The 26,328-nt window shown below is 70.1% G+C and carries 26 protein-coding genes and 1 tRNA gene; 20 read left to right on the forward strand and 7 right to left on the reverse strand.

The genetic code is table 11. From position 1 onward, the window contains the following. The first annotated feature begins 9 nt into the window (after positions 1 to 9). Together AC5L30_RS06505 and AC5L30_RS06510 are read left to right on the forward strand one after the other, a co-directional pair. Entirely contained in the window at positions 10 to 465 is a 456-nt protein-coding gene (locus AC5L30_RS06505; RefSeq protein ID WP_112605896.1) for a DUF4383 domain-containing protein, read from the forward strand. Positions 466 to 689: 224 nt separating this feature from the next. After that, positions 690 to 1,166 (forward strand): DUF4383 domain-containing protein, encoded by a 477-nt coding sequence (locus AC5L30_RS06510; protein ID WP_387172409.1) that lies wholly within the window; start codon positions 690 to 692, stop codon positions 1,164 to 1,166. A 6-nt stretch (positions 1,167 to 1,172) separates the two neighbouring features. On the opposite strand, the gene AC5L30_RS06515 is transcribed toward AC5L30_RS06510, so the two are convergent. Beyond that, positions 1,173 to 1,871, reverse strand: coding sequence for a TetR family transcriptional regulator (locus AC5L30_RS06515; RefSeq protein ID WP_494865980.1), 699 nt, complete (start codon positions 1,869 to 1,871; stop codon positions 1,173 to 1,175). A 224-nt stretch (positions 1,872 to 2,095) separates the two neighbouring features. Beyond that, positions 2,096 to 3,061 carry an acyl-CoA desaturase gene (locus AC5L30_RS06520; protein ID WP_494865981.1) on the reverse strand — a complete coding sequence of 322 codons (966 nt, stop codon included), beginning with the start codon at positions 3,059 to 3,061 and terminating at the stop codon, positions 2,096 to 2,098. 313 nt (positions 3,062 to 3,374) lie between these two features. On the opposite strand from AC5L30_RS06520, the gene AC5L30_RS06525 reads away from it, so the two are divergent. The 8 genes from AC5L30_RS06525 (at position 3,375) to AC5L30_RS06560 (ending at position 11,114) form a co-directional block, all read left to right on the forward strand. Then, positions 3,375 to 3,446: transfer RNA gene (locus tag AC5L30_RS06525), tRNA-Gln, on the forward strand. A gap of 110 nt (positions 3,447 to 3,556) precedes the next feature. Beyond that, entirely contained in the window at positions 3,557 to 5,116 is a 1,560-nt protein-coding gene (gene glmU / locus AC5L30_RS06530) for a bifunctional UDP-N-acetylglucosamine diphosphorylase/glucosamine-1-phosphate N-acetyltransferase GlmU (RefSeq protein ID WP_494865982.1), read from the forward strand. 58 nt (positions 5,117 to 5,174) lie between these two features. After that, on the forward strand, positions 5,175 to 6,155 hold the full coding sequence (locus AC5L30_RS06535; protein WP_433266678.1) for a ribose-phosphate diphosphokinase: 981 nt from the start codon (positions 5,175 to 5,177) through the stop codon (positions 6,153 to 6,155). Between the two features lie 333 nt (positions 6,156 to 6,488). Then, complete coding sequence (locus AC5L30_RS06540; RefSeq protein ID WP_494865983.1) at positions 6,489 to 7,184, forward strand: 50S ribosomal protein L25/general stress protein Ctc; 696 nt, start codon at positions 6,489 to 6,491, stop codon at positions 7,182 to 7,184. 94 nt (positions 7,185 to 7,278) lie between these two features. Further along, positions 7,279 to 7,869, forward strand: coding sequence for an aminoacyl-tRNA hydrolase (pth, locus tag AC5L30_RS06545; protein ID WP_494865984.1), 591 nt, complete (start codon positions 7,279 to 7,281; stop codon positions 7,867 to 7,869). A 132-nt stretch (positions 7,870 to 8,001) separates the two neighbouring features. Then, positions 8,002 to 8,832 (forward strand): 3'(2'),5'-bisphosphate nucleotidase CysQ, encoded by an 831-nt coding sequence (locus AC5L30_RS06550; RefSeq protein ID WP_494865985.1) that lies wholly within the window; start codon positions 8,002 to 8,004, stop codon positions 8,830 to 8,832. Between the two features lie 75 nt (positions 8,833 to 8,907). Then, entirely contained in the window at positions 8,908 to 9,819 is a 912-nt protein-coding gene (gene cysD / locus AC5L30_RS06555; protein WP_494865986.1) for a sulfate adenylyltransferase subunit CysD, read from the forward strand. After that, positions 9,819 to 11,114, forward strand: a complete 1,296-nt coding sequence (locus AC5L30_RS06560) for a sulfate adenylyltransferase subunit 1 (protein WP_494865987.1) — start codon at positions 9,819 to 9,821, stop codon at positions 11,112 to 11,114. The genes cysD and AC5L30_RS06560 overlap by 1 nt, the downstream gene beginning before the upstream one ends. A 126-nt stretch (positions 11,115 to 11,240) precedes the next feature. Here AC5L30_RS06560 and galK read toward each other — a convergent pair whose 3' ends face one another. Further along, on the reverse strand, positions 11,241 to 12,410 hold the full coding sequence (gene galK / locus AC5L30_RS06565) for a galactokinase (protein WP_494865988.1): 1,170 nt from the start codon (positions 12,408 to 12,410) through the stop codon (positions 11,241 to 11,243). After that, the gene (gene galE / locus AC5L30_RS06570; RefSeq protein WP_494865989.1) at positions 12,407 to 13,390 is read right to left on the reverse strand and encodes a UDP-glucose 4-epimerase GalE; all 984 of its coding nucleotides are present in this window, start codon (positions 13,388 to 13,390) and stop codon (positions 12,407 to 12,409) included. Before galE ends, galK begins: the two co-directional genes overlap by 4 nt. Positions 13,391 to 13,585: 195 nt before the next feature. Between galE and AC5L30_RS06575 the strand changes: the two genes are divergently transcribed. The 6 genes from AC5L30_RS06575 to AC5L30_RS06600 all read left to right on the forward strand — a co-directional run bounded on the left by AC5L30_RS06575 (position 13,586) and on the right by AC5L30_RS06600 (position 18,316). After that, the gene (locus AC5L30_RS06575; protein WP_494865990.1) at positions 13,586 to 14,752 is read left to right on the forward strand and encodes a hemolysin family protein; all 1,167 of its coding nucleotides are present in this window, start codon (positions 13,586 to 13,588) and stop codon (positions 14,750 to 14,752) included. A gap of 33 nt (positions 14,753 to 14,785) precedes the next feature. Continuing rightward, positions 14,786 to 15,811 carry a tryptophan--tRNA ligase gene (gene trpS / locus AC5L30_RS06580; protein ID WP_494865991.1) on the forward strand — a complete coding sequence of 342 codons (1,026 nt, stop codon included), beginning with the start codon at positions 14,786 to 14,788 and terminating at the stop codon, positions 15,809 to 15,811. 13 nt (positions 15,812 to 15,824) lie between these two features. Then, positions 15,825 to 16,406, forward strand: a complete 582-nt coding sequence (locus tag AC5L30_RS06585; RefSeq protein ID WP_494866091.1) for a 2'-5' RNA ligase family protein — start codon at positions 15,825 to 15,827, stop codon at positions 16,404 to 16,406. Between the two features lie 78 nt (positions 16,407 to 16,484). Next, positions 16,485 to 17,411: a YihY/virulence factor BrkB family protein gene (locus tag AC5L30_RS06590; protein WP_494865992.1), complete on the forward strand. Its 927-nt coding sequence runs from the start codon at positions 16,485 to 16,487 to the stop codon at positions 17,409 to 17,411. Then, complete coding sequence (locus AC5L30_RS06595; RefSeq protein WP_494865993.1) at positions 17,411 to 17,797, forward strand: GntR family transcriptional regulator; 387 nt, start codon at positions 17,411 to 17,413, stop codon at positions 17,795 to 17,797. Before AC5L30_RS06590 ends, AC5L30_RS06595 begins: the two co-directional genes overlap by 1 nt. 81 nt (positions 17,798 to 17,878) lie before the next feature. Beyond that, positions 17,879 to 18,316 (forward strand): hypothetical protein, encoded by a 438-nt coding sequence (locus AC5L30_RS06600; protein ID WP_091394593.1) that lies wholly within the window; start codon positions 17,879 to 17,881, stop codon positions 18,314 to 18,316. A gap of 19 nt (positions 18,317 to 18,335) precedes the next feature. Here AC5L30_RS06600 and AC5L30_RS06605 read toward each other — a convergent pair whose 3' ends face one another. The 3 genes from AC5L30_RS06605 to AC5L30_RS06615 all read right to left on the reverse strand — a co-directional run bounded on the left by AC5L30_RS06605 (position 18,336) and on the right by AC5L30_RS06615 (position 21,626). Further along, positions 18,336 to 18,707: a VOC family protein gene (locus AC5L30_RS06605; protein WP_494865994.1), complete on the reverse strand. Its 372-nt coding sequence runs from the start codon at positions 18,705 to 18,707 to the stop codon at positions 18,336 to 18,338. Between the two features lie 205 nt (positions 18,708 to 18,912). Beyond that, positions 18,913 to 20,547 carry a glycoside hydrolase family 13 protein gene (locus AC5L30_RS06610; RefSeq protein WP_494865995.1) on the reverse strand — a complete coding sequence of 545 codons (1,635 nt, stop codon included), beginning with the start codon at positions 20,545 to 20,547 and terminating at the stop codon, positions 18,913 to 18,915. A gap of 32 nt (positions 20,548 to 20,579) precedes the next feature. Next, positions 20,580 to 21,626: a LacI family DNA-binding transcriptional regulator gene (locus AC5L30_RS06615; protein ID WP_494865996.1), complete on the reverse strand. Its 1,047-nt coding sequence runs from the start codon at positions 21,624 to 21,626 to the stop codon at positions 20,580 to 20,582. A gap of 198 nt (positions 21,627 to 21,824) precedes the next feature. Here AC5L30_RS06615 and AC5L30_RS06620 point away from each other — a divergent pair, with 198 nt between their 5' ends. From AC5L30_RS06620 to AC5L30_RS06635, 4 genes are all read left to right on the forward strand, one after another. Next, positions 21,825 to 23,075, forward strand: coding sequence for a sugar ABC transporter substrate-binding protein (locus AC5L30_RS06620; protein ID WP_494865997.1), 1,251 nt, complete (start codon positions 21,825 to 21,827; stop codon positions 23,073 to 23,075). Continuing rightward, positions 23,075 to 24,715, forward strand: coding sequence for an ABC transporter permease subunit (locus AC5L30_RS06625; RefSeq protein ID WP_494865998.1), 1,641 nt, complete (start codon positions 23,075 to 23,077; stop codon positions 24,713 to 24,715). The genes AC5L30_RS06620 and AC5L30_RS06625 overlap by 1 nt, the downstream gene beginning before the upstream one ends. Next, a complete protein-coding gene (locus AC5L30_RS06630) occupies positions 24,712 to 25,641 on the forward strand; it encodes a sugar ABC transporter permease (protein ID WP_494865999.1) in 930 nt (309 codons plus the stop codon). The genes AC5L30_RS06625 and AC5L30_RS06630 overlap by 4 nt, the downstream gene beginning before the upstream one ends. Positions 25,642 to 25,727: 86 nt before the next feature. Next, the gene (locus AC5L30_RS06635; protein ID WP_494866000.1) at positions 25,728 to 26,069 is read left to right on the forward strand and encodes a hypothetical protein; all 342 of its coding nucleotides are present in this window, start codon (positions 25,728 to 25,730) and stop codon (positions 26,067 to 26,069) included. Positions 26,070 to 26,328: the final 259 nt, after the last annotated feature.

The raw sequence follows: 26,328 nt of genomic DNA on the forward strand, positions 1-26,328 counted from the left end.
GACACAGACATGGCCCACACCCCCGTCAACCACCCCGCGCGGCCGATCTACCGGGCGATCGGCGGGCTGACCGGTCTGTACCTGGTCGTCTTCGGTGTGCTCGGCATCATCGCGAGCACCGGGAACGAGATCCTCGCCCAGGACGACACCCGGGTCCTCGGTCAGGGCACCAACCTCGGCTTCTCGCTGCTCAGCGTGCTGCTCGGGATCGTCGTGCTGGTCGGCACCGCGCTCGGCCGCAACATCGACGTGGCGATCAACCAGTGGCTGGCGTACAGCCTCATGGTGGTCAGCCTGGCGGGTCTCGCGTTCATCCGGACCGATGCCAACATCTTCAACTTCAGCATCACCACCGTGATCGTGGTGATGACGGCCGCCCTGGTGCTGCTCATGGTCGGCATGTACGGCAAGGTCGGCACGGAGGATGAGGCGGAGGCGTTCCAGAAGGCTCGTCTCGTTCTCTGATCGTTGGTTGCGGCCGTGGGTTTTCTACGGTTGCGGCCGTGGGTTTTCGCCGGAGCCCGAGCTGCTCCGGGCGGTCAGGCTTGATCCCTGCGCAGCTCGGGCTCCGGCGAAAACCTGACCTGGTCCAGCCATTCGGCGGACCTCCCGCATTGGGGTTTTCCCAGACAGTCGGCTAGGCATTGGGCGACAATTCCCCTGAAACGGTCACATCAGGGGGTCTGGGCATGCCGCACTTTCCGGTTAACCATCCGGCACGGCCGCTCTACCGGGTCCTCTCCGGGCTGATCGGCGTCTACATCCTGGTCTTCGGCGTCTGGGGCGTCGCCGAGACGATCGGCGATCCGCTCTTCGACCGCAGCAGCACCTGGGCCCTCGGACTCCGGACCAACCTGGCCTTCTCGCTCGCCTCGGTGATCTTCGGGATCGTCCTGATCATCGGGGCGTCGCGGCGCACCAACCTCGGCCACTACATGAACCTCACCGCCGGCGTGGTGTTCCTGGTGACCAGCATCCTGATGATGTCGGTGCTACAGACCGAGGCGAACTTCCTCAACTTCTCGATGTCGACAGTGGTCGTGTCGATGCTGTTCGGCCTGATCCTGCTCGGCACCGGCCTCTACGACAAGGTCGGCCCACCGGAATCCGCCGAGGCGGAGTTGGAGCACCGCAAGCACCCGGTGGCCGACGTGCACCGCCGCTGATCGGGGTCAGTGACGTCGCGCGGTGATCAGCGTCGGCTTCGCCTCCAGGTGCGACAACCCGTTCCAGGCCAGGTTGACGAGGTGCGCCGCCACGGTCTCCTTGCGCGGCTTCCGCACCTCCAACCACCAGCGGCCGGTCAACGCCACCATGCCGACCAGCGCCTGCGAGTACAGCTCGGCGAGCTTCGGGTCGTACCCGCGGCTCTTGAACTCGGCACCCAGGATGTGCTCGACCTGGTGCGCCACGTCGTTCATGACGCTGCTGAAGTTGGCCGTGCCGGACATCAGCGGCGACTCGCGGACCAGCACCCGGAAACCGCTGGCCTCCTCCTCGATGTAGCCCAGCAGGGCCAGCGCCGCCTGTTCCAGCAGCTCGCGCGGATGCCCGGCGGTCAACGCCGTGGTGATCCGGTCCAGCAGGGCCCGGACCTCCCGGTCCACCACCACCGCGTAGAGCCCTTCCTTGCCACCGAAGTGCTCGTACACCACCGGCTTGGAGACCTTGGCGCGGGCCGCCACCTCCTCGATGGAGGTGGCGTCGAAACCGCGCTCGGCGAAGAGTTGCCGGCCGGTCGCGATCAACTGCTCCCGTCGTTGGGCCGCCGACATGCGGACCCGGGAGGGGGCCTTGGCTTTCGGTGCCGCCGTCGGCGTCGTCCGTCGGCCGGTGACCGCCGCCCCCGCGTCGTCGCTGACCTCAGGCATGTCGCCGCCTTGCTGGCGCTCGGTGACGCCCTGCCGTGGAATGGTTCCTCCGCTGTGCCCGTTCACGTCGTCGCCTCACTGTCGGGCGGTCCGACCACCCTGCCGCGCCGTCTGACCGTACCCGGATCGGGCCGGGCCCCCCGTCCGCCGAGTCGTCCGATCCCCCCGCATGGCTCGGTCATCCGGCCATCCTGCCAGGCGGCGTCCCCGTGCACCGCCCGGTTTCAGCGGGGTGCGACCGGCTTCACGAGCTTGGCGGCCAGGCGCTCCGGCTTTGGCCAGCGCACCTGCGTTGCCGCGCCGACCTTCTCGAACAACCAGATCACCCGGGCGGAGATGTCCACCTGACCCCGCAGCACGCCGTGCCGAGCGCTGGTCGGGTCGGCGTGGTGCAGGTTGTGCCAGCTCTCGCCGAACGACAGGATCGCCAGCGGCCAGAAGTTCGACGCGCGGTCGCCCTGACGCATCGCGAACGGACGCTCGCCGTAGACGTGGCAGACCGAGTTGATCGCCCAGGTGACGTGGTGCAGGAGGCCGATCCGGACCAGCCCGGCCCAGAAGAACGCGGTCAGCGCCCCCTGCCAGGACCAGGTCACCAGGCCGCCGATCAGCGCCGGGCCGAGTAGTGAGATGGCCACCAGCGCGGGGAAGAGCCGGTCGACCCGGCTGATGTCCCGGTCGGCGATGAGGTCCGGTGCGAAACGCCCGCGGTTGGACAGTTCCCGGCGGAACAGCCAGCCCACGTGTGCGTGGAACAGGCCCCGGGTCAACGCCCAGAAGCTGGTGCCGAAGCGCCACGGCGAGTGCGGGTCACCCTCCAGGTCGGAGAAGGCGTGGTGCCGCCGGTGGTCGGCGACCCACTGAATGATCTCGCCCTGCACCGCCAGCGAACCCGCGACCGCCAGCGTCACCCGCAGCCACCGCTTGGCCTTGAACGAGCCGTGCGTGAAGTAGCGGTGGAAGCCGACGGTGATGCCGAGCCCGGAGACGACGTACCAGACCAGGCCGATGATCACGTCGGTCCAGCCCAGCCAGCCGCCCCACGCCACCGGAACGGCGACCAGCAGGGCGACGAAGGGGATGACCACGAAAGCCCAGAGGGCGGCCAGGATGCCGGGGGACTGGCTGCCGTCGGTGAGTGGTTTGGGGCCGGGGCCGGCGGTGTTGGGATCGAGCAGAGCAGTGGACATGGGACCTCGCAGGGGGATGGAAACGATCACGAAGCTACGCCTACGTCACCGTAACTTACGGCACCGTAGATCGCACGGGGAAGTTTTGAATGATCTTCGCGTAAGTGCTCAAAATTGCAGGTCAGCTGGTCCTGCGGCGGGTACCCGACTGGCCCGGGGAACGAGCTACCAAGGTGCGGACCGCCCGCCCCGGAAGGTCGACGCCGTCGATCTCCCGCGGTGCGGCGGGATGAGCGCTGGCGTCCGGCGGCCGGGGCGCTAAGGTGTAGCGGCGGGATGTCCAATCCCTCATGCGACGTGCTCGCGTCGCTGATCGGCCGTGGTGTAATTGGCAACACCCGGGTCTTTGGTACCCGTATTTCAGGTTCGAACCCTGGCGGCCGAGCTGCCCACCTACGTCCGTTTTAGGATCCGGTGGGGGTAAGAGGGAAACGTGCCGGGCCTCGCGGCTAGCATGGCCGCGAGAGTGTCCGCCGTCCCGACGGGAGCCACGTCGTGCCCCAGCCCCACCTCCGTACCGTCGTCGTACTTGCCGCCGGTGAGGGCAAGCGGATGAAGTCCACACTGCCCAAGGTGCTGCACCCCCTGCTCGGTCGGACCCTCCTCGGTCACGTGCTGAGCGCCGCCGCCCCGCTGGGCGCGGACCGCACCGTCGTCGTGGTGGGGCACGGCGCCGACCAGGTCCGGGCGCACCTGTCCGAGGTCGCCCCGGACGCCACGCCGGTGCTCCAAGCCGAGCAGCTCGGCACCGGGCACGCCGTGCGGATCGCGCTGGAGGCCGTACCGGACGGCGCCGGCACGGTCGTGGTGATCAACGGGGACGTGCCCCTGCTGCGACCCGAGACGGTGGGCGCGCTGGTGACCGCGCACGAGGAGGCCGCCGCGGCGGCCACCGTGCTGGCCGCCGAGGTGCCCGACCCGACCGGCCTCGGCCGGATCGTCCGGGACGCCGACGGCCACCTGGAGCAGATCGTCGAGGAACGCGACGCCGACGCGACGCAGCGCGCGATTCGGGAGATCAACGCCGGCATCTACGCGTTCGACGCGGTGCGGCTGCGCGAGGCGCTGGGCAAGCTCTCCACCGACAACGACCAGGGCGAGGAGTACCTGACCGACGTCTTCGGCCTGCTCCGCTCGGCCGGTGAGCCGGTGGCGGTGCACGTCGCCGTGGACCACGTCGAGACGCTGGGCTGCAACGACCGGGTGGAACTGGCGAACCTGCGCCGGCTGCTGCGCGACCGGATCAACGATGCCTGGATGCGCACCGGGGTGAGCCTGCTCGACCCGGCCACCACCTGGATCGACGTGACGGTCGCGCTGGACCGGGACGCGGTGGTCGACCAGAACACCCAGTTGTGCGGCGGCACGGTGGTGGGGACGGGCGCACTGATCGGGCCGGACGTCACGCTGGTCGACACGGTCGTCGGCCCCGCCGCGTCGGTGGTCCGCAGCCACGTCGTCGGCGCCGAGGTGGGTCCGGGCGCGACCGTCGGGCCGTACGCGTACCTGCGGTCGGCCGCCCAGCTGGCCGAGAACGTGAAGATCGGCACGTTCGTCGAGGTGAAGAACTCGCAGATCGGCGCCGGCACGAAGGTGCCGCACCTGACCTACGTCGGCGACGCAACGATCGGCGAGCAGACCAACATCGGCGCCGCGTCGGTCTTCGTGAACTACGACGGGGTCAACAAGCACCGCACGGTGATCGGCAGCCACGCGCGGACCGGTGCGGACAACATGTTCGTGGCGCCGGTCGAGGTGGGCGACGGGGCGTACACGGCGGCGGGTTCAGTGATCGTCGACGACGTGCCGGCGGGTGCGATGGGTGTCGCTCGGGCGCGCCAGCGCAACATCGAGGGCTGGGTGGTCAAGCGGCGCGCCGGCACTGCCGCGGCGGAGGCGGCGCAGCGGGCCCGCGACGCGAAGGACGCGCAGCGAGTCGGCGACGCGGAGGGTGGGTCCGGTACGACCGGTGCCGCAAGCCACAGTGAGGCAATGCACGGGGCGACCGAGACGGTGGGCGGCACATCCGGCTCGGGAGATACTGCAACCGAATAGTCCCTGACCCACCACCACCGGGTCGGGTACCGCCGACATAACGGGAGCAGACGGGCCCATGGGCAGCATCGTCGCCGAAAACCGCAAAAGCCTGATGCTCTTTTCCGGACGTGGCTTTCCGGAGTTGGCCAAGGAGATCGGCGAGGTGCTCGGCGTCGCGCCGACCCCGGCCGACGCGTATGACTTCGCCAACGGTGAGATCTTCGTACGGTTCAAGGACTCGGTACGTGGTTCGGACGCCTTCGTGGTGCAGTCCGTCACGCACGGGGTGAACACCTGGGTCATGGAAACCCTGATCATGGTGGACGCGCTGAAGCGGGGGTCGGCCAAGCGGATCACCGTGGTGCTGCCGTTCTACCCGTACGCGCGCCAGGACAAGAAGCACCGCGGTCGGGAGCCGATCTCGGCCCGTCTGGTGGCCGACCTGTTGAAGACCGCGGGCGCGAACCGCATCCTCACCGTCGACCTGCACACCGCACAGATCCAAGGCTTCTTCGACGGCCCGGTGGACCACCTCTTCGCGATGGACATCCTGGCCGAGTACGTGGAGCACAAGTACGCCGGCCGACCGATGACCGTGGTGGCACCGGATTCGGGCCGGGTGCGGGTGGCCGAGCGGTGGACCGACCGGTTGGGCGGCTGCCCGCTGGCGTTCATCCACAAGACCCGCGACCCGATGAAGCCGAACCAGGTCGTGGCGAACCGGGTGGTCGGCGAGGTCGAGGGCCGGGTCTGCCTGATCGTCGACGACATGATCGATACCGGCGGCACCATCGCCAAGGCCGCCGACATCCTCAAGGAGTCGGGGGCTGCGGAGATCGTGGTCGCGTCCACCCACGCGCTGCTCTCCGACCCGGCCACCGAGCGGCTGAAGAACAGCTCGATCAGCGAGATCGTGGTGACGAACACCTTGCCGCTGCCTCCGGAGAAGCAGCTGGACAAGCTCACCGTGCTGTCGATCGCGCCGCTGCTGGCGCGGGCGATCCGGGAGGTCTTCGACGACGGGTCGGTGACCACCCTCTTCGGTGGCCTGAGCTGAGCCCGGGCCCCGTTTCCGCCACTCGACACGCTGGCGGCAACGGGGCTGGCAAACTGGCGGAGACGGGGCCGGCACGCTGGTGGGAATGCCACCGACGCGTCGGTCTTGAGCCGTGATCGGGGACTGCCGGAAACCCTGGAAACAGCTCGGGTAGACTGGTGCGGTTGCCACGGCGAGGGTGCCCGGCGGGCCGCTGAAAAGCGCCGCACGGAGGCACCGTCATCGACGCGGTGCTCCGGGCAGTCGTTCATGACGCATGAGCCCCAGCGAGCCCCTCGCCCCAGCACCGTTAGACGACAAGCCGCCGCAGCGAAAAGCATCAGGAGTTTCCCCGTGTCCGAGGTAAAGATCAGCGCCGAGCCCCGTACCGAGTTCGGCAAGGGTGGTGCCCGCCGTACCCGCCGGGCCGGCAAGGTGCCCGCCGTGCTGTACGGCCACGGCGAGAAGCCCAAGCACATCGCGCTGCCGTCGCGGGAGTTCGCCGCCGCGATCCGCAAGGGCGGTGCCAACCAGCTCTTCGCGATCGACATCACCGACGGCACCCAGGTGCTGGCGCTGCCGAAGGCGATCCAGCGTGACCCGATCCGCGACACCTTCGAGCACGTCGACCTGATCCTGGTCCGCCGGGGCGAGAAGGTCACCGTCGAGGTCCCGGTCCAGCTGACCGGCGAGGCCGCCCGGGACACCCTGATCGTGCACGACCACGACACCCTCTCGGTGACCGCGGACGCCACCAAGGTCCCGGACCACCTCGAGGCGTCGATCGAGGGCCTGGAGGCGGGCACCCAGGTGACCGCCGGCGATGTCAAGCTGCCGGCCGGCGTCGAGCTGGCCGCCGACTCGGACCTGACCGTCGCGTCGGTGACCGCCGCCCCGACCGCCGAGCAGCTTGAGGCGACGCTGCCCGAGGTCGAGGCTGCCACCGACGAGGCCGAGGCCGAGGTCGGCGAGACCACCGAGGGCTCCGAGGGCGCGGACGCTGCCCCGGCCGAGGGTGGCGAGACGACCGAGGCGCGCACCGAGGCCTGATCGGTTCGTACTGTGCGACAGGCGTCCCCGGAGGTTCGGGGGCGCCTGTCGGCATATCGGGAGTCGGTGGGTTGGGCGTCGGAAGGGACGGGTCGTGACGGACGAGGCGGGGCCGTGGCTGGTGGTCGGCCTGGGCAACCCGGGTCGGGAGTACGCCGGCAACCGGCACAACGTCGGGTTCATGGTGGCCGAGCTGCTGGCCGGGCGGGTGAGTGCGCGTTTCGGCCGACACAAGCGGGCGGTGGCCGAGGTGGCCGAGGCGCGGCTGGGGTTCGGTGGGCCGAAGCTGGTCCTGGTGAAGCCGCTGACGTACATGAACCTCTCCGGCGGGCCGGTCGCGGCGCTGGCGCAGTTCTACAAGGTGCCGACGACGCAGGTGATCGCGGTGCATGACGAGCTGGACATCGGGTTCGGCCAGGTGCGGGTCAAGTTCGGCGGCGGCGAGGGCGGGCACAACGGCCTGCGCTCGATGTCGAAGTCGTTGGGGACGAAGGACTACGCCCGGGTGCGGTTCGGCGTCGGCCGACCGCCGGGGCGGCAGGATCCGGCGGATTACGTGCTGTCGGATTTTGGCGCGGCCGAGCGCAAGGAGCTGGATTTCCTGGTGGATCGGGCTGCCGACGTGGTGGAGTCGGTGATCACCAAGGGCGTGGAGCCGACCCAGAACCTCTACCACGGCAGCTGAGCCGGGCGGGGCGTACCCGAATCCGAAACAGCGGGCCGGTAGTCTGCGCCTTTCGGCGTGCCGCGACCGGCGACGCGAGTCGCGGCGGATCGGCCCGTGCGGGCAGCGCGGCGAGGCGACGGGAGCGGACAGATGAGCAGTCCTCCGATGATCGATGGCGCGTTCGCCCGGTGGCTGGCGTCCCGGGCTGGGCAGGCGCTGCTCGACCTGCGCACGGAGATGGGTTTCGCCGACACGGGTGCGTTGAAGTCGGCCGGGGACAAGGTGTCGCACGACCTGATCCGCACGGAGTTGGCGAAGTGGCGTCCGGGTGACGCGGTGCTCTCCGAGGAGGACGAGGGGTCGCGGTTGGCCTGGGCCGCCGAGGTGAACACCGGAGCGGTGTCGCGGTTGACCGCGGACCGGGTGTGGATCGTCGACCCGTTGGACGGCACCCGGGAGTTCTCCGAGGAGGGCCGCTCGGACTGGGCGGTGCACGTGGCGCTCTGGGCGCGCAACGCGCCGAGCCCGCATGGGCTGGTCGCCGGGGCGGTGGGGTTGCCGGCGCAGCACCGGGTGCTGGGCACGGACTACCCGCCGGCGTACCCGCCGATGACGGTGGAGGCGGCGACGGCCGGCGAGCGGAAGATCCGCCTGGCGGCGAGCCGGAGCCGGCCGCCGGTGTTCCTGACCGACCTGGCCGAGGACGTCGGGGCGCACCTGGTGCCGATGGGGTCGGCCGGAGCGAAGATCGCCGCCGTGGTCACCGGCGAGGTGGACGCGTACATCCACGCCGGTGGGCAGTACGAGTGGGACTCCGCGGCCCCGATCGCTGTGGCGACGGCCACCGGACTGCACGCTTCCCGGATCGACGGTTCTGCGCTGAAATACAACGAGGCGGATCCGCGGCTGCCCGACCTCCTGGTCTGCCGCAAGGATCTCGCCACCCGGTTGCTTGCAGCGCTGCAGAAACATTCCGGGTAGCCTGAGCGGACTTTCTTGACATGCCCGACCGGAAAGGTCTGGAAATCGGATGAGCGAGCGAATCGAGCCGGTGTCATGACCACCCCCGCGGCGTACCAGGTCTCCCACCTGGACGCCTTGGAAGCGGAGAGCGTCTTCGTGATGCGTGAGGTGGTCGCCGAGATGGAACGCCCGGTGATGCTCTTCTCCGGTGGCAAGGACTCGATCGTCATGCTGCGGCTGGCGCAGAAGGCGTTCGCCCCGGCCAACGTCCCCTTCCCGGTCATGCACGTCGACACCGGGCACAACTTCCCCGAGGTCCTGGAATACCGTGACCAACGGGTCGCCGAGCTTGGGTTGCAGCTCGTGGTGGCGAGCGTGCCGGAGGCACTGGCCAGCGGCATGGTCCGGGAGTCCGCTGACGGCATGCGCAACCGGATCCAGACGCCGGTGCTGCTGGACGCGGTGGAGAAGCACCGCTTCGACGCGCTGTTCGGTGGCGCCCGCCGGGACGAGGAGAAGGCCCGGGCGAAGGAGCGGGTGTTCAGCTTCCGCGACGAGTTCGGTCAGTGGGACCCGAAGAACCAGCGGCCGGAGCTGTGGTCGCTGTACAACGGCCGGCACCACCCGGGCGAGTCGATCCGGGTCTTCCCGCTGTCCAACTGGACCGAGCTGGACGTCTGGCACTACATCGCCCGGGAACGCATCCCGCTGCCGTCGATCTACTACGCGCACGAGCGTGAGGTGATCGAGCGGGACGGCATGTTCTACGCCGTCAACGAGTTCTTCCGCCCCCGCGCGGGTGAGGAGCGGTTCAAGGCGCAGGTGCGCTACCGCACCGTCGGCGATGCCTCCTGCACCGCCGCGGTCCGTTCCGACGCGGACACCGTGGAGAAGGTCATCGAGGAGGTGGCGGCCACCCGGATCACCGAGCGCGGCGCCACCCGTGGTGACGACCGGGTCAGTGAGGCCGCCATGGAGGACCGCAAGCGGGAGGGCTACTTCTGATGAGCACCGAGATGGTGGCCGCGGCCCCCGAGGCGCGGCCGATGGACCTGCTGCGGTTCGCCACCGCCGGCAGCGTGGACGACGGGAAGTCGACCCTGATCGGGCGGCTGCTCTACGACACCAAGTCGCTCTTCACCGACCAGTTGGCCGCCGTGGAGGCGGTCAGCGCGGCCCGCGGTGACGAATACACCAACCTGGCGTTGCTCACCGACGGTCTGCGGGCCGAGCGGGAGCAGGGCATCACCATCGACGTGGCGTACCGGTACTTCGCCACCCCCCGGCGCAAGTTCATCATCGCCGACACCCCGGGGCACATCCAGTACACCCGCAACATGGTCACCGGGGCGTCGACCGCGGATCTGGCGTTGATCCTGGTGGACGCGCGCAAGGGCCTCGTCGAGCAGTCCCGCCGGCACGCGTTCCTCTGCTCCCTGCTGCGGGTGCCGCACCTGGTCCTCTGTGTCAACAAGATGGACCTGGTCGACTGGTCGCAGGAGGTCTACGAGCGGATCGCCGACGAGTTCACCGCGTTCGCGGCGAAGCTCGACGTACCGGACCTGACCGTGGTGCCGGTCTCCGCGTTGCGCGGCGACAACATCGTCACCCGGTCGGACAACATGCCCTGGTACGAGGGCCCGTCGCTGCTGCACCACCTGGAGCGGGTGCACATCGCCAGCGACCGCAACCTGGTCGACGTCCGGTTCCCGGTGCAGTACGTCATCCGTCCGCAGTCCACCACGGTCACCGACTACCGCGGCTACGCCGGCCAGGTCGCCTCCGGCGTGCTGAAGCCGGGTGACGAGGTGATGGTGCTGCCCTCCGGCTTCACCAGCCGGATCGCCGCCGTGGAGACCGCCGACGGGCCGGTCTCGGAGGCGTTCCCGCCGATGTCGGTCACGGTACGACTGGCCGACGAGATCGACATCTCGCGGGGTGACCTGATCTGCCGGCCGAACAACGCACCGGCGGTGGCCCAGGACATCGAGGCGATGGTCTGCTGGATGGACGAGACGGCACCCCTGCGGGTCGGCGGCCGGTACGCGATCAAGCACACCACCCGGTCGGCTCGGGCGATCGTGCGCGGGCTGCACTACCGGCTGGACATCAACTCGCTGCACCGCGACGAGTCCGCCGATGAGCTGCGGCTCAACGAGATCGGCCGGGTCCGACTGCGCACGACGGTGCCGCTGCTGGCCGACGAGTACCGCCGCAACCGCACCACCGGGGGCTTCGTCATCATCGACGAGGCGACCAACCGCACGGTAGGCGCCGCCATGATCGTCGAAGCCAGCTAAGCCCAGCCCGCCCGCCGCCCCCGAGCGGTGATCAAGAGGTTTGCGTCAATTCGAGCCCGAATCCTGACGCAAACCTCTTGATCACCGGCGAGGGTGGGGCGAGGGTGGGGGTGGGGTGGGGTGGGGTTAGGGCAGGCGGGTGGCGCCGGGGGAGGGGAGGACCGTCACGGTGCCGGGGGCGGTGAAGCCACGTTCGGCGTACGCGCCGGCCACGGCGGCGGCTACCGCATCGGCACGGTCGGCCTCGATCAGCGCGAGCACGCATCCGCCGAAGCCGCCGCCGGTCATCCGGGCGCCCAACGCGCCGGCCGCCAACGCCGCCTCGACCGCGGTGTCGATCTCCGGCACGGTGATCTCGAAGTCGTCGCGCATCGAGACGTGGGAGGCCGTCAGCAGCGGGCCGATGTCGCGGACCCGGGCGGCGCGGAGCAGCGCCACCGTGTCCAGTACGCGCTGGTCCTCGGTCACCACGTGCCGGACCCGTCGCCGGGTCTCCTCGTCGTCGAGCTGAGCCAACGCGGCGTCGAGCTGGTCGATGCCCACGTCCCGCAGCGCGGCAACGCCGAGGGCACTCGCCCCGGCCTCGCAGGAGCGCCGGCGAGCCGCGTACTCCCCGTCGGCGTGGCGGTGCGGCGCCCGGCTGTCGATGACCAGCACAGCCAACCCGTCGGCGTCCAGGTCGAACGGGATGTGCTCGACCGACTCGTCGCGGCAGTCGAGGAAGAGGGCGTGCCCAGCGCGGCAACGGATCGCGGCGGACTGGTCCATGATGCCGGTCGGCGCGCCCACGTAGACGTTCTCCGCCCGCTGCGCCAGCCGCGGCTGAAGTTCCGGGGCAAGCGTCAGCCCACCGAGGTCGAGCAGGGCAGCCAGCACGGCTGACTCCAGTGCGGCCGAGGAGGAGAGCCCGGCGCCCAACGGCACGTCGGAGGCGATCGCCAGCCGGGCGCCCGGCACCGGATGACCCGCCTCGCGCAGCGCCCAGACGACACCGGCGACGTACGCGCCCCAGCCGGTGACCCGACCCGGCTCGGCGACGTCGTCCGCGCCGAAGGTGATCGCCTCGCCGGAGAGCTCGGACCAGACCGTCCACCGCTCCCCGTCCTGCCGGTCGGCCGCGACGACGGTACGCATCGGCAGCGCGAACGGCAGCACGAAGCCGTCGTTGTAGTCGGTGTGCTCGCCGATCAGGTTGACCCGGCCCGGGGCCGCCCAGCGGCCGGCAGCCTCGCCACCGAACTGCGCGGAAAAGCCGGCCGCGGCCCGCTCGGCGACGTCACCGCTCGGGCGCGTCATGACTGTCCCAGGACGTGGGTGCGGTAGAACGCCCAGGCATCCCCGACCATGTCGTGCAGGGTCGGCTTCTGCGGCACCCAACCCAGCTCGTCGCGGGCCAGCGCGGACGACGCCACCAACTCGGCCGGATCGCCCTCGCGGCGCGGCGCGACCTCGACGGGCAGTTGGTGCCCGGTGACCTCGCGGACCACGTCGACGACCTGGCGGTTGGTGAAGCCGTTGCCGTTGCCCAGGTTGTAGATCCGGTGTTGGCCGCTGGTGGCCGCCTCCAGCGCCAGCAGGTGGGCGCGGGCCAGGTCGGCGACGTGGATGTAGTCGCGGACACAGGTGCCGTCCACGGTGGGGTAGTCGTCCCCGAAGAGTTGGAGCTTCTCCCGCCGGCCGGCCGCGACGTCCAGCGCGATCGGGATCAGGTGCGTCTCCGGGTCGTGCCGCTCGCCGAGCGTGATGTCGCCGTCGAGGTGGGCGCCGGCCACGTTGAAGTAGCGCAGCGACACGGCGGCCAGCCCGTGCGCGATCGCCTCGGAGGTGAGTGCCATGTCGACGGCGAGTTTGGTGGCGCCGTACGTGTTGGTGGGCGCCTTGACCGCGTTCTCGGTGATCGGCAGCTCGGTGGGGTTGCCGTATACGGCGGCGGTGGAGGAGAAGACCATCCGGGGTACGCCGGCAGCCCGGACCGCGTCGATCAGGGCGAGTGTGCCGATGGTGTTGGTCTGCCAGTACAGCTCCGGCTTGACCATCGACTCGCCGGCGGCGATCAGGGCGGCGAAGTGCAGCACCCCGTCGAACCCGGCGTCCGCGGTGATGACGCGGGCGGCGTCGTGGATGGACGTCTCGACGTGGGTGGCGTCCGGGGCGAGGGCCTCGCGGTGACCGGTGCGTAGGTCGTCCAGGATGACCACCTGGTGGCCCGCGTCGAGCAGCATCCGGGTCACCACGCTTCCGATGAAGCCGGCGCCCCCGGTGACGAGCAGTTTCACGTCGTTGCCTCCTGCCTGGCCCGCCCGGGACGTGGCCCTTCGGTGATCACACTAGGGCGGTGGCCGGCATTCTCGCCGATGCCACCGTCAACCCCATTCCATCATAATCTCTCATGATTAAACAGAGCCGAACATCCGGTAGGCGCTCCGCGTGATCCCCGGTGCGGTGGGCCCACGGTGTCTACCATCTCTGTCATGCGGGAAGTGGCCCGTACCGGGCTCCGGCGACGCGCGCGGGTACACCCCCGCCGCGACCCCGGTCCGCTTGCCCGAGCCTTCGCCCGGGTGCTGGTCCGCGCCGCGGATGGTGCCACCCGACTCGTCACCGACCTGCTCGGGACCGGTCCGACGGCCGGCCGGGAGCACATCTCGGAGGCCGATCTGCGGGACCTGGTCGCGGCGAACACGGTGCTCGACCCGGACGAGCGGCGGATCATCGACGAGGTCCTGGTGGCCGGAGCCAGTCTGATCCGCGAGGTGATGATGCCGCGCACCGAGGTGGTCTTCCTCCCGGCGCGGCTGACCATCGTCGAAGCCGCCCGACTGGTCCGCGCCGAGACGCACACCCGCTACCCGGTCACCGACGGCACCCACGACGACGTGGTCGGCTTCGTACACCTCCGTGACGTGCTGCTGCGCCCGGACACCGACCCGTGCGTCACCGTCGGCGAGTTGGCCCGGGAGGTGAAGCGGCTTCCCGGCAGCAAACGGGTGCTCGCCGCGCTGACCGAGATGCGCCGGGAGGGTCAGCACCTCGCGGTGGTGGTCGACGAGTACGGCGGAACGGCCGGGATCGTCACCCTGGAGGATCTCATCGAGGAGTTGATCGGTGAGATCCACGACGAGTACGACGCCGCCCCGGACCCGGTGCACGTTGGTCTGCCCGCCGTGGTGGACGGTCGCCTCAACCTCGCGGACTTCGCCGAGCGGACCGGGGTGGCACTACCCGCCGGGCCGTACGAGACGGTGGGTGGGTTCGTGATGGCCGCGCTGGGCCGGCTCCCGGTGACCGGCGACGAGGTGCCGGTGCCCGCTGAACCCGCCGACGTCGGCGCGCCCGATCCGGCCGAGCTGCCGGCCGGCTGGCTGCTGCGGGTGCTCACGTTGGACGGCCGCCGGGTGGCCCAACTCGCCGTCTCCGCCGCCCGCGCCGAGCAGCGCCGCGAGCAGGACGCCGAGCAGCGCCGTGAGTACGACGCCGCGCCGCCCTCGGCGGGCGGCCCCGAGCAGGCCCGGGAGGCGGTGGCGGGGCAGCACCGCCGGGTCGCGGTCGGGCCGACGCGCCGGGTCGACGCGGGCGAACCACACGAGGTCAGCACCCCGGCACCGGCGGGCCGGAGCCGACCCGCCGGCCCGTCATGACGGACCGGGTTGCTTGCTGACAGAATTATCGCCATGTCCGACGTTCCCGCCCGGCCCCGCGTCTTCTCCGGCATCCAGCCGACAGCCGACTCGTTCCACCTCGGCAACTATCTGGGTGCGGTGCGGCACTGGGTGGCGCTCCAGGACACCCACGACGCGTTCTACTGCGTGGTGGACCTGCACGCCATCACCGCGGGGCACGACCCGGCGTTGCTGCGCCAGCGGACCCGGGTGGCCGCGGCCCAGCTCTTCGCGGTCGGGCTCGACCCGGAACGCAGCACCCTGTTCGTCCAGTCGCAGGTGCCCGAGCACCCGCAGCTGGCCTGGGTGCTCGGCTGCATCACCGGCTTCGGCGAGGCCAGCCGGATGACCCAGTTCAAGGACAAGTCGCAGAAGCAGGGCAACGAGCGGGCCAGCGTCGGGCTGTTCACCTATCCGGTCCTGCAGGCCGCCGACATCCTGCTCTACCAGGCCAACGCGGTGCCGGTCGGCGAGGACCAGCGCCAGCACCTGGAGCTCTCCCGGGATCTGGCCCAGCGGTTCAACTCGCTGTTCGGCGCGACGTTCACGGTGCCCGCGCCGCACATCGTCAAGGACACTGCCAAGATCACGGATTTGCAGGACCCGACCGCGAAGATGTCGAAGTCGTCGTCCTCGCCGGCTGGCATCATCGACCTGCTCGACGATCCGGCCCGGTCCGCGAAGAAGATCCGTTCGGCCGTGACCGACACCGGCCGGGAGATCGTCTTCGACGCCGAGACCAAGCCGGGTGTGTCCAACCTGCTGACCATCCACTCGGCGCTCAGCGGCCGCAGCATCGACGAGCTGGTGGCCGCGTACGCGGGCCGGGGCTACGGCGATCTGAAGAAGGAGCTGGCCGAGGTGGTGACGGACTTCGTCCGTCCGATCCAGGAGCGCACCCGCGCCTACCTCGACGATCCGGCGCAGCTGGACAAGCTGCTCGCGGCCGGCGCGGAGAAGGCCCGTGCGGTGGCCGCGGCGACTCTGCGGTCCGCGTACGAGCGGGTCGGGTTCTTCCCGCCCGTGCGTGGCGAGTAGCTCCGCGGAACAGGTGGACGGGTCGGTGCTCGGAGGGGCGGCGCGCAGCGTGGATCGCAGTGGCGGGGTGCCGCCGACCGGCGACACCATCCAGATCGGCATCGCGGTGGACATCCCCGAGCCGTGGGGTGCCCAGCTCACCCGGCGGCGGGTCGAGGCCGGTGATCCGCTGGCGGTGCCCGCGCACGTGACGTTGCTCGGTCCCACCGAGATCCGGACGGCCAACCTGCCCGCGGTCGAACGGCACCTGGCCGCCGTCGCCGCCGCGCACCTGCCGTTCACGCTGCACCTGCGGGGCACCGGCACGTTCCGTCCGGTCACCCAGGTGGTGTTCGTCGCGGTGGCCGCCGGGATCAGTGAATGTGAGTTGCTGGCCGCGGCCATCGCCGCGTCGCCGGGCCTGCACCGCGAGCTCCGCTTCCCGTACCATCCGCACGTCACGGTGGCTCAGGACGTGGCACCGGAGGCCCTGGACAAGGTGTACGAGGATCTGGCCGACTTCTCCGCGATGTTCGAGGTCGGCGCGTTCACCCTTTTCTCGCACAGCGGGCAGGCCAGGTGGCAGCCGCGTCGGGACTTCTGCCTCGGCAACTGAAGTGCGGCGACGCGCCGGCCGGCGAGCATCGAAAGCCGGTTGCCACTACAGCGGTGGGAGATCGGCGAGGATGATCGCGTGAACGTGATCGGCCGGATCGAGGCGGGCATCGACCGCTGGGTGAGCGCCGCGCGCCACCGGTCGGGACTCTTCGATCATGTGTGGCGGGCCGGCGTGCTGTACGGCGAGGTGCTGGCCGGCCGGTTGGCCGCCGCCATCGCCTACTACGGCTTCTTCGCGGTGTTCGCCCTCGCCCTGGTCGCGTTCTCCATCTTCGGCGCGATCCTGGAGGACAACGACGAGGTCAGCGCGGCGGCGGCCGACTTCCTCAAGGAAAATCTGCCGTTCCTGGACGCCGAACAGATCGCCAACTCCAGTGGCACGGTCGGTGTGGTCGGCCTGGTCATCCTGGTCTTCACCGGGATCGGTTGGGTCGAGGCCATCCGGTCCTCGCAGCGGTTGATGTACCAGCTCAACCAGCAGCCGGGCAATCTGGTGGTACGGCGGCTCGTCGACCTGGGCGTGATGATCGGTGTCTTCGTGCTGCTCGGCGTCTCGGTCGCGGCGGTGGACGCGTTGGAGTCGCTGCTGCGTTTCCTGCTGCGCAGCACCGGATCGGTCGGTCTGACCACGATCAGCGCGGTGCTCAGTGTGCTGGTCAACACCGTGCTCGCCACCGCGCTGCTGCTCGCCGTGCCCCGGCTACGGATGAGCCGGTCCCGGCTGCGGCCGGTGGTGGTGCTGGTGGCGATCGGTATCACGCTGCTGAACACCGTCGGGCGGTACTACGTGGTGCGTACCGAGCGGAATCCGGCGTACACCGTGGTGGCCGGCGCCGTCGGTCTGCTGCTCTACCTCTACCTGCTCAACCAACTGGTGCTGTTCGGCGCGGCGCTCCTCGCGACCAGCACCAACGGCCGAGTGGTGGACCTGGCGGAGACCCCCGCGCCACCGAAGGATGTCGACGAGGGCATCGACCCCGGTACGCCGGGCGGTGCGGGTTGATGACGGAAGGCGTACAGGTGCTGATCTCGGTCGACCAGGACTCGTCGGTGCCCCCGTACGAGCAGGTGCGCGTGCAGCTCGCCGAGCTGATCGGCGACGGCCGGTTGCCGGTGGGCAGCCGACTGCCGACCGTCCGGCAGCTCGCCGCCGACCTGCGGTTGGCCGCGAACACGGTGGCCCGCGCCTACCGGGAGTTGGAAGCGGCCGGGCTGCTGGAGACGCGGGGGCGCAACGGCACCTTCGTCGCCCCCGGGCGGGACGACGCCGTCGACCGGTTGCAGCAGGCGGCGGCCGGCTACGCGGCGGAGGCGGCCCGGCTCGGCGTGCCGCCGGCCACCGCGCTCGCCCTGGTCCGCGCCGCCCTGGACGCTGTCCGCCCCGGCTGACCGGCCGCCGATCGACCGCCGGACGGGCGATAACCGAGCAGAACGGCGTCGGCGCTCGCGTTCGCGGACCATGATGAGCCGGTGGGCGCACTCATGACACTGGACCTGCCGGCGGACTCGCCGCTCCTCGGCCTGCCGTGGATCATCACTTTCGGTCCGCTCGGTGACCTCGACGAGTGGGAGCCGGTGGTCTGCGGGCCGTACGAGCGACCGCACGCGTTGGCCCTGGCCGAGGCGGTGGTGGCCGAGGAACAGCTGATGGCCGTGGTGGAGCCGTTGCTGCCGGCGCTGTCCGCCGACGAGATCCGCAGCGAGATCGCCGCCGCTCAGGTCGCCGCCGAGGACGAGGCCCGCCAGGTGGAGGGGGCCGACCTCTACGGTGACTTCGAGGACGTGATCGACGAGGAGTTGGACGCGGCAGCCGACGAGGCCGGTCACGGTGAGCCCGCCGAACCGCCGGACGAGGCCGAGGTACGCGCCGGCTTCACCCGGATCGCGGCGTTGCTCACCGCGAAGTGAACCGCTCGGGCCGCCGACGTCAGCGGGTCGGCGCGCTGTCCAGCACGCAGAACTCGTTGCCTTCGGGATCGGCGAGCACCGTGAACTGTTCGGACCCGGTCTGCCCGACGTCGACGTGCCGCGCGCCGAGGCCCAACAGCCGCCGTACCTCGGCCTGGGGGTCTCCGTCCGCGACCACGTCGAGGTGCAGCCGGTTCTTGCCCCGTTTGGCGGTGCCCGAGCCCTGCAACCACACTGTCGGCGCGGCGGCGGACGGCTGCCCCGGCGGCCAGAGCTTGGCGCTGCCGTCGTCGCCCTGTTCGACCTCGTAGCCGAGCGCCGCAGACCAGAACGCGACCATCACGTCCAGGTCCTCGACGTCGAGCGTGCACTGGGCGATCCGTACCACCATGGGTCACCTCCGTAGCGATGGTGCCCAATGCGGTACCCGCGACATCCGCGGTCACACCACCGGCGCCACACGGACACCGGCGCCACACGGAGCGGACTCCGCGTGGCGCCGGTGGCACCTCACCCCCCACCACAAGGGGCCGGTAGCCCAGTCGCCCGCCGGCGCGGGGCACGACGAACGACCAGGTCGAGAACGAGTTACCCGTTCAGCGCTGTTCCAACCAGACTGCCGCGTCAATTGGTAGCAGGTGACCGGAGCCCTGCTCGGTGAGCTCGTCGCTGGCGACGAGCGGCTGGCCGTACCCGTCGATCAGGACCGGTGCGCCGCTGAGGTTGACCACGCAGGTCAGCACGGTCGGACCAGCGGTGCGGGAGAAGGCCAGCACGCCCGGTTCGCTCTCCCGCCAGGTGACCCCGTCGGCGTCGAGGGCGAGTGCGGGATGGTGGTGACGGATCCGCAGCGCGGCCCGGTACAGCTCCAGGGTGGAGCCGGGCACGTCGGTCTGCGCCGTGACGGACAGCGCCTGCCAGATCGCCGGGGCGGGTAGCCAGCTCAGCTCGCTGCCGGCCGGCCCGAAGCCGTACGGGGCCAACTCGCCACTCCACGGGATGGGCACCCGGCAGCCGTCGCGGCTCTCGCCGATGCGCAGGAACGCCGGATCCTGGCGCAGCTCGTCGGGGAGGTCGAGGACCTCCGGCAGGCCCAGTTCCTCGCCCTGGTAGAGGTAGGCGCAGCCGGGCAGGGCGAGCATCAGCAAGCTGGCGGCGCGGGCCCGGCGCAGCCCTTCGGCACCGTCGCCGTACCGGGTGACGTGCCGCTGCTTGTCGTGGTTGGACAGCACCCAGGTGGTCGGCGCACCGACCACGGTCGCCTCGGCCAACGCGGTGTCGATCACCTTCCGGAACGAGTCGGCCGACCAGGTGGCGTCGAGGAAGTCGAAGCTGAACGCCTGGTGCAACTCGTCCGGGCCGATGTAGCGGGCCAGGCGCTGCGGCGTCTCCGCCCACGCCTCGGCGACCGCCATCCGACCGCCCGGGTAGCTGTCCAGGATGGGCCGCCAGGACCGGTAGATCTCGTGCACCTCGTCCTGGTCGAAGTAGGGCAGCCGGCCCTTGCCGAGCAGTTCGACCTGACGCTGGCCGGTGGTCATCGAGCTGAAGCCGACGTCCGGCAGCCCTTCCGCCTTGATCATTCCGTGCGCCACGTCGACGCGGAATCCGTCCACGCCTCGGTCCAGCCAGAACCGCAGCACGTCCTCGAACTCGGCGCGGACCTCCGGGTGGCGCCAGTTCAGATCCGGCTGCGACGGGTCGAACAGGTGCAGGTACCACTGACCGTCCGCGATCCGGGTCCAGGCGGGGCCGCCGAAGATGCTCTCCCAGTCGTTCGGGGGCAACTCGCCGTGCGCGCCCTGGCCGTCGGCGAAGAGATAGCGGGCCCGCTCCGGTGAGCCGGGGCCGGCGGCGAGTGCGGCGGTGAACCAGCGGTGTGCGCTGGAGGTGTGGTTGGGGACCAGGTCGACGATGATCCGCAGGCCGTGGGCGTGCGCGTCGGTGATCATCGCGTCGAAGTCGTCGAGGGTGCCGAACATCGGGTCGACGTCCCGGTAGTCGGCCACGTCGTACCCGCCGTCGATCATTGGCGAGGTGTAGAAGGGGGTCAGCCAGAGCGCGTCCACCCCGAGGTCGCGCAGGTACGGCAGGCGCTGCCGGATGCCCTGGAGGTCGCCGGTGCCGTCGCCGTCGCTGTCGGCGAAGCTGCGGACGTACACCTGATAGACGACCGCGGAGCGCCACCAGTCGTCGTCGGTGGCGTGCGGCGGGGTGGCGGTGCTGATCATTCGAGCAATATGCCGGCCCGCCGCTGCAAGAGTCAAGCAGATCTTGCGTAAGAGAGCCGCGCGGAAGTCGGCGCGACCGCGGTGGAGCCGCGCACCACCAACTCCGGGCGGAACAGGTACTCCGAGTGCGGGGCGCCGTGCCCGTTGATCTCGTCCACCAGGGCGCGGACGGCGGCCACCGCCATCGCGGTGACCGGCTGCCGCATGGTGGTCAGCGGCGGGTCGGTGAAGGCCATCAGCGGGGAGTCGTCATAGCCGACCACGGAGAGGCCGTCGGGCACGTTGAGGCCGCGTTGGCGGGCCGCCCGGATCGCGCCGAGCGCCATCAGGTCGGAGCCGCAGACCACCCCGGTGACGCCGCGGTCCAGCAGTCGGCCGGCGGCCGCCTCGCCACCCTCCACACCGAACAGTGACAATTCCGCCAGTGGGCCCAGGTCGGCTTCGGCGACGCCGGCCAGCCGGGTCATCGCGGAGCGCCAGCCGGCCACCTTGCGCTGCACCGGGACGAACCGGTCCGGGCCGGTGATCAGGCCGATCCGCCGGTGCCCGAGCGCGACCAGGTGGGCGACGGCCAGCTCGGCCGCCTCCCGGTCGTCGCAGGAGACGAAGGGCGCGCCGACGCCGGGCACGTACCCGTTGATCATCACGACCGGCAGCGGCCGGGCGAGCAGCGCCCGGTAGCGGTCGTGGTTGGCGGCCGTGTCAGCGTGCAGGCCGGAGACGAAGACGATCCCGGAAACCTGCCGGTCCAGCAGCATCTCCACGTACTCGTCCTCGGTCACGCCACCGGCGGTCTGGGTGCAGAGCACCGGGGTGAACCCGCTCTGCGCCAGGGTGGACTCGATGACCTGGGCGAAGGCGGGGAAGATCGGGTTGTCCAGCTCCGGCACCACCAGGCCGACCAGCCCGGCGCTGCGCTTACGCAGCCGGGCCGGGCGCTCGTACCCGAGCACGTCGAGGGCGGTGAGAACGGCCTGCCGGGTCTCCGGGGCCACGCCGGGGCGGTCGTTGAGCACCCGCGACACCGTGGCCTCGCTGACTTCGGCCTGCTGGGCGATGTCGGACAGTCGAGCGCGCATGGCGGCACTTTAGCCCACCGGCAAGTTCTTGCGGGGTGCTCTGCAAGCCCTTCCATTACTTGCAACGTCTTGCTAACGTCCCCGCAACATGCGAGAGCAGCGGCGCACGTCCATGCGCCGGTTGGCAAGAACTTCCAGAGGTTTCCACTGGCTGGCCGCCCTTCCCCCGGCGGACCCGCCATGACGACAGGAGCACCGATGCGCATCCGTACCGCGGGTGTGGTCGCCCTCTTCGCCCTGGCGCTCGCCGCCTCGGGCTGCGGTGGCGACAGCGACGAGCCGGCCGCGAAGGACACCCCCAAGGCCGTCGGCGGCAAACTGGTGATCTGGGCGGACGACAAGCGGACCGCCGCCCTCAAGCCGTTCGCCGAGAAGTTCGGCCCGGAGAACGGCGTGACCGTCGAGGTCCAGGCCGTCCCGAACGAGGACCTCCAGAACAACTTCGTGACCGTGTCGAGCCAGGGCGGCGGCCCGGACGTGGTGATCGGCGCGCACGACTGGATCGGCAACCTGGTCCAGAACGGTGCCATCGACCCAGTGCAGCTGTCCGACGAGCAGAAGGCCGCCTTCAACGAGACCGCCGTCAAGGCCGTCACGTTCAACGGCCAGCTCTACGGCGTGCCCTATGCCCAGGAGAACCTGGCGCTGATCCGCAACACCGAACTGGCCCCCGAGGCACCGAAGACGATCGAGGACCTGGTCGCCACCGGCAAGCAGCTCAAGGCGCAGAAGAAGGTCACCGAGACGCTCTGCCTCCAGGTCGGCCAGAAGGGCGACGCGTACCACATCTACCCGCTGTACACCTCGGCCGGCGGTTACCTCTTCGGCACCACGGCGAACGGCGACTACGACCCGAAGGACCTGGGCGTGGGCAAGCCGGAGTCGATCGCCGCGTTCAAGAAGATCGCCGCGCTCGGCGAGAAGGGCGAGGGCGTGCTGAAGCGCTCGATCGCCGACACCAACTCGACCGCCACCTTCACCGGCAAGAAGTGCGCCTTCCTGGTCTCCGGGCCGTGGGCCACCGCCGACGTGAAGAAGGCCGGCATCAAGTACGACGTCTCCGCCGTCCCCGGCTTCGCCGGTGGCAAGGCGGCCGCGCCGTTCGTGGGCGTCCAGTCCTTCTACGTGGCGGCCAAGGGCAAGAACAAGGCTCTCGCCCAGGAGTTCGTCGCCAACTACGTCACCACGCCGGAGCTGGCCGTGGCGCTCTACCAGGCCGACCCGCGCCCGCCGGCGCTGACCGCCGCGCTGGACCAGGTCAAGAGCAGCGACCCGGACCTGGCCAAGTTCATCGAGGCCGGCAAGAACGGCCAGGTGCTCCCGGCCATCCCGGCCATGGCCGCGATCTGGGACCCGTTCGGCAAGGCCGAGGCCGCCGTCATCGGCGGCGCCGACCCGACCAGCACGGTTACCGCAGCCGGCAAGACGATCGCCGGTTCGATCAAGTAATGAGCACACCGCTGTCCGGCCCGGGGTCTGCCCAGCAGGCCCCGGGCCGGGGGCCCGTCCGCACCGGGTCCCCGCGCACCTCCCGTACCGCGCGGAACCACGCGCCGATCACCGCGGCCGGCCTCGCCGCGAAGGTGATCCTGCTCGGCCTGGTGGCCGGGATCGCGATCTGGGCGGCCTTCCCGCTTGTGGCGGCCGAGAAGTGGGTCGGGCTGGCCGTGCTGGTGCTGACCACCGCCGCACTGTTCTATCTGTACCTGGGCCGCCGGCACGTCCCGGCGAAGTACCTCATCCCCGGCACGCTCTTCCTGATCGCCTTCCAGGTCGTGCCGGTGCTCTACACCGCGAGCACGGCCTTCACCAACCTCGGCGACGGCCACCGCGGCAGCAAGGACGACGCGATCGTCGCGATCCAGAGCTCCTCGGTCAAGCAGGTCCCGGGGTCCACCCAGTACCCGTTGTCGGTCGCCACCAAGGGCGACCCGGCCACCGGCGCCCTGGTCTTCCTGATCACCAAACCAGGAACCGACACGGTCTCCGTCGGCGACGCCGGGGGCCTGCGCCCGCTCGATCCCGGCACGGCCACCGTCGGCCCCGGCGGGAAGGTCACCGCGGCCGACGGCTACACGGTGCTGAACTTCGGCCAGGCCAGCGCTCGCAGCAAGGACATCACGGGCCTGGTGGTGCCGACCGCCGGAGGCGCGCTGCGCTCGTCCGGCCTGTCCCGGGCGTACGAGGGCAAGGCCGTGCGGGCGTACTACGCCGGCTGCGACTGCGTCAAGGACAGCGACAGCGGCAAGACCTGGACCGCGGATGGCGAGGTCGGCGCGTTCGTCGCCGCCGACGGCGAGCGGCTGGCCCAGGGTTGGAAGGTGAGCGTCGGGCTGTCCAACTTCACCCGGTTGCTCACCGACGAGCGGATCTCCGGGCCGTTCCTCGGCACGCTGATCTGGAACTTCGCCTTCGCCATCGGCTCCACCGGCGGCACGTTCATCCTCGGCATGGTGATCGCCCTGGCGCTGCACTCGCCCCGAATGCGGGGCACCAACCTCTACCGGATGTTGCTGATCCTGCCGTACGCCATGCCGTCCTTCGCGATGCTGCTGGTCTGGCGGGACATGTTCAACACCGACTTCGGGCTGATCAACAATCTGTTCGGGCTCAGCGTCGACTGGTTCGGGCAGGACTGGTCGGCCCGCGCCGCGGTGATCCTGGTGCAGCTCTGGCTCGGCTACCCGTACATGTTCCTGGTGGCCACCGGCGCACTACAGGCCATCCCACGGGAGCTGACAGAGGCCACCTCGGTCGACGGGGCGTCGCGCTGGCAGTCGTTCCGGACGGTCACCCTGCCGCTGCTGCTGATCGCGCTCTCGCCGCTGCTGATCTCGTCGTTCGCGTTCAACTTCAACAACTTCAACGCGATCTACCTGACCACCGAGGGCGCGCCGTTCCCGGCGGACAACCCCAGCAACGGGGCTACCGACCTGCTGATCACCTACACCTACCGGCTGGCGTTCGGTGGGCAGGCCGCACAGTTCGGCTTCGCCGCGGCCATCTCGCTGTTCATCTTCGCCATCGTCGCGGTGGTGTCGGCGGTCAGCTTCCGGCGGACCCGCCAACAGGAGGAGGTGTATGCATGACCATGCTCTCCGGCGCCGCCGTCACGGGCGGCGCGCACGGCCCGGCGGCGGTCAACCGCAACGCGGGCAAGCGTAAGAAGCGATGGTTCGCCGAGGTCGGCTGGCGGCACCTGGTCGGCCTGCTCGGCGTGCTGTTCAGCCTCTTTCCGCTCGTGTTCGTCGTCTCGGCGGCGCTCAATCCGCTCGGCACCCTGTCGTCCACCGAGTTGGTGCCGACCGGCGAGGTGTCGTTGGAGAACGTCGGGAATCTGTTCGCGCGCACCGAGTTCGCTGACTGGTTCCTGAACTCGCTGCTCATCGCCGGTGGGGCCGCGTTCGCCTCGGTCTTCCTCTCCGCGCTCGCGGCGTACGCCTTCTCGCGGATGCGGTTCCAGGGCCGACGGGTGGGGTTGCTGTCACTGCTGTTGATCCAGATGTTCCCGCAGTTCCTGGCGATCGTTGCGATCTTCCTGATCTTCGGCACGATCACCGACCTGTGGCCGCAGATCGGCTTCAACACCCCGTGGGGTCTGTTGCTGCTCTACCTGGGTGGCGCGCTGGGCGTGAACACCTGGCTGATGAAGGGCTTCTTCGACACGCTGCCCCGGGAGCTGGACGAGGCGGCCACCGTGGACGGTGCCTCACACGCCCAGGTCTTCTTCCGGATCATGCTGCCGTTGGTGGCGCCGATCCTCGCGGTGACCGCGCTGCTCGCCTTCATCAACACCATCAACGAGTTCCTGATGGCGAGCGTCTTCCTCACCGACACGGACGCCAAGACCCTCGCGGTCGGCATGCGGGGCATGTTGCAGGGCGGCGAGCGGAACACCAACTTCGGGATCTTCGCGGCCGGCACCCTGCTGACCGCGATCCCGACGGTGCTGGTCTTCCAGTTCCTTCAGCGGTACATCGTCTCCGGCCTCACCTCCGGCGCCGTGAAGGGATAGGCCGTCGACCGTGGCCGGGCGGCCTGGACGCGCCGACCGGCCTACCCGCTACTACAAAGTGTCGTTGATGGGGGAGGATGGGCGGCGTGGAAGCTCTCCGACTCATCCTTCTCTACGTCCATCTCATCGGGTTCGCCCTGCTGCTCGGTGGCTCGATCGCCCAGTACGCCAGCGGTCGGTTGCGGATCAACCCGGCCATGCTGTGGGGCGCGGTGATCCAGTTGCTGACCGGGTTCGGCCTCTCCGCGCCGCTGCGCGACGGCGACGAGCCGGCACCGGCAAAACTTGTGACGAAGTTGGTGATCGCGCTGCTGATCTTCGTCATGGTTTTCTTCTCCCGGAAGCGGGACGTGGTCAATCGCGGGCATTTCCTCGCGATCGTCGCTCTGACCCTGGTCAACGCGGCGGTCGCGGTCTTTTGGCGGTAACGTCCGGGGAGGGAAACGCCTCCAAGAAACGGACTTTGCGGACGCTGTGGCGCTTGGTTACCAGCACGAAGAGTGACGTGCCCCACGCAAGGGTTACACCCGGGTAACAGGCGCTCAACAGTCGTGCACGATTGTCGGCCGGTGGGTGGGCGCGGGCGTACGCTCCCGTCCGTAACGTGGGACAGCCGGCGGCATACCGCAGGTCGGCTGATGGGCTGCCACCGCACTAGGCGCGGTGTGCAATGGGAAGGAGACGTCT

This window comes from Micromonospora sp. BQ32, assembly GCF_059358895.1.

Coding starts and splice junctions, on each gene's coding strand:
- AC5L30_RS06505 (WP_112605896.1), top strand. CDS start 10: ATGGCCCACACCCCCGTCAACCACCCCGCGCGGCCGATCTACCGGGCG.
- AC5L30_RS06510 (WP_387172409.1), top strand. CDS start 690: ATGCCGCACTTTCCGGTTAACCATCCGGCACGGCCGCTCTACCGGGTC.
- AC5L30_RS06515 (WP_494865980.1), bottom strand. CDS start 1,871: ATGCCTGAGGTCAGCGACGACGCGGGGGCGGCGGTCACCGGCCGACGG.
- AC5L30_RS06520 (WP_494865981.1), bottom strand. CDS start 3,061: ATGTCCACTGCTCTGCTCGATCCCAACACCGCCGGCCCCGGCCCCAAA.
- AC5L30_RS06535 (WP_433266678.1), top strand. CDS start 5,175: ATGGGCAGCATCGTCGCCGAAAACCGCAAAAGCCTGATGCTCTTTTCC.
- AC5L30_RS06550 (WP_494865985.1), top strand. CDS start 8,002: ATGAGCAGTCCTCCGATGATCGATGGCGCGTTCGCCCGGTGGCTGGCG.
- cysD (WP_494865986.1), top strand. CDS start 8,908: ATGACCACCCCCGCGGCGTACCAGGTCTCCCACCTGGACGCCTTGGAA.
- AC5L30_RS06560 (WP_494865987.1), top strand. CDS start 9,819: ATGAGCACCGAGATGGTGGCCGCGGCCCCCGAGGCGCGGCCGATGGAC.
- galK (WP_494865988.1), bottom strand. CDS start 12,410: ATGACGCGCCCGAGCGGTGACGTCGCCGAGCGGGCCGCGGCCGGCTTT.
- AC5L30_RS06575 (WP_494865990.1), top strand. CDS start 13,586: ATGCGGGAAGTGGCCCGTACCGGGCTCCGGCGACGCGCGCGGGTACAC.
- trpS (WP_494865991.1), top strand. CDS start 14,786: ATGTCCGACGTTCCCGCCCGGCCCCGCGTCTTCTCCGGCATCCAGCCG.
- AC5L30_RS06595 (WP_494865993.1), top strand. CDS start 17,411: ATGACGGAAGGCGTACAGGTGCTGATCTCGGTCGACCAGGACTCGTCG.
- AC5L30_RS06605 (WP_494865994.1), bottom strand. CDS start 18,707: ATGGTGGTACGGATCGCCCAGTGCACGCTCGACGTCGAGGACCTGGAC.
- AC5L30_RS06610 (WP_494865995.1), bottom strand. CDS start 20,547: ATGATCAGCACCGCCACCCCGCCGCACGCCACCGACGACGACTGGTGG.
- AC5L30_RS06615 (WP_494865996.1), bottom strand. CDS start 21,626: ATGCGCGCTCGACTGTCCGACATCGCCCAGCAGGCCGAAGTCAGCGAG.
- AC5L30_RS06620 (WP_494865997.1), top strand. CDS start 21,825: ATGCGCATCCGTACCGCGGGTGTGGTCGCCCTCTTCGCCCTGGCGCTC.
- AC5L30_RS06625 (WP_494865998.1), top strand. CDS start 23,075: ATGAGCACACCGCTGTCCGGCCCGGGGTCTGCCCAGCAGGCCCCGGGC.
- AC5L30_RS06630 (WP_494865999.1), top strand. CDS start 24,712: ATGACCATGCTCTCCGGCGCCGCCGTCACGGGCGGCGCGCACGGCCCG.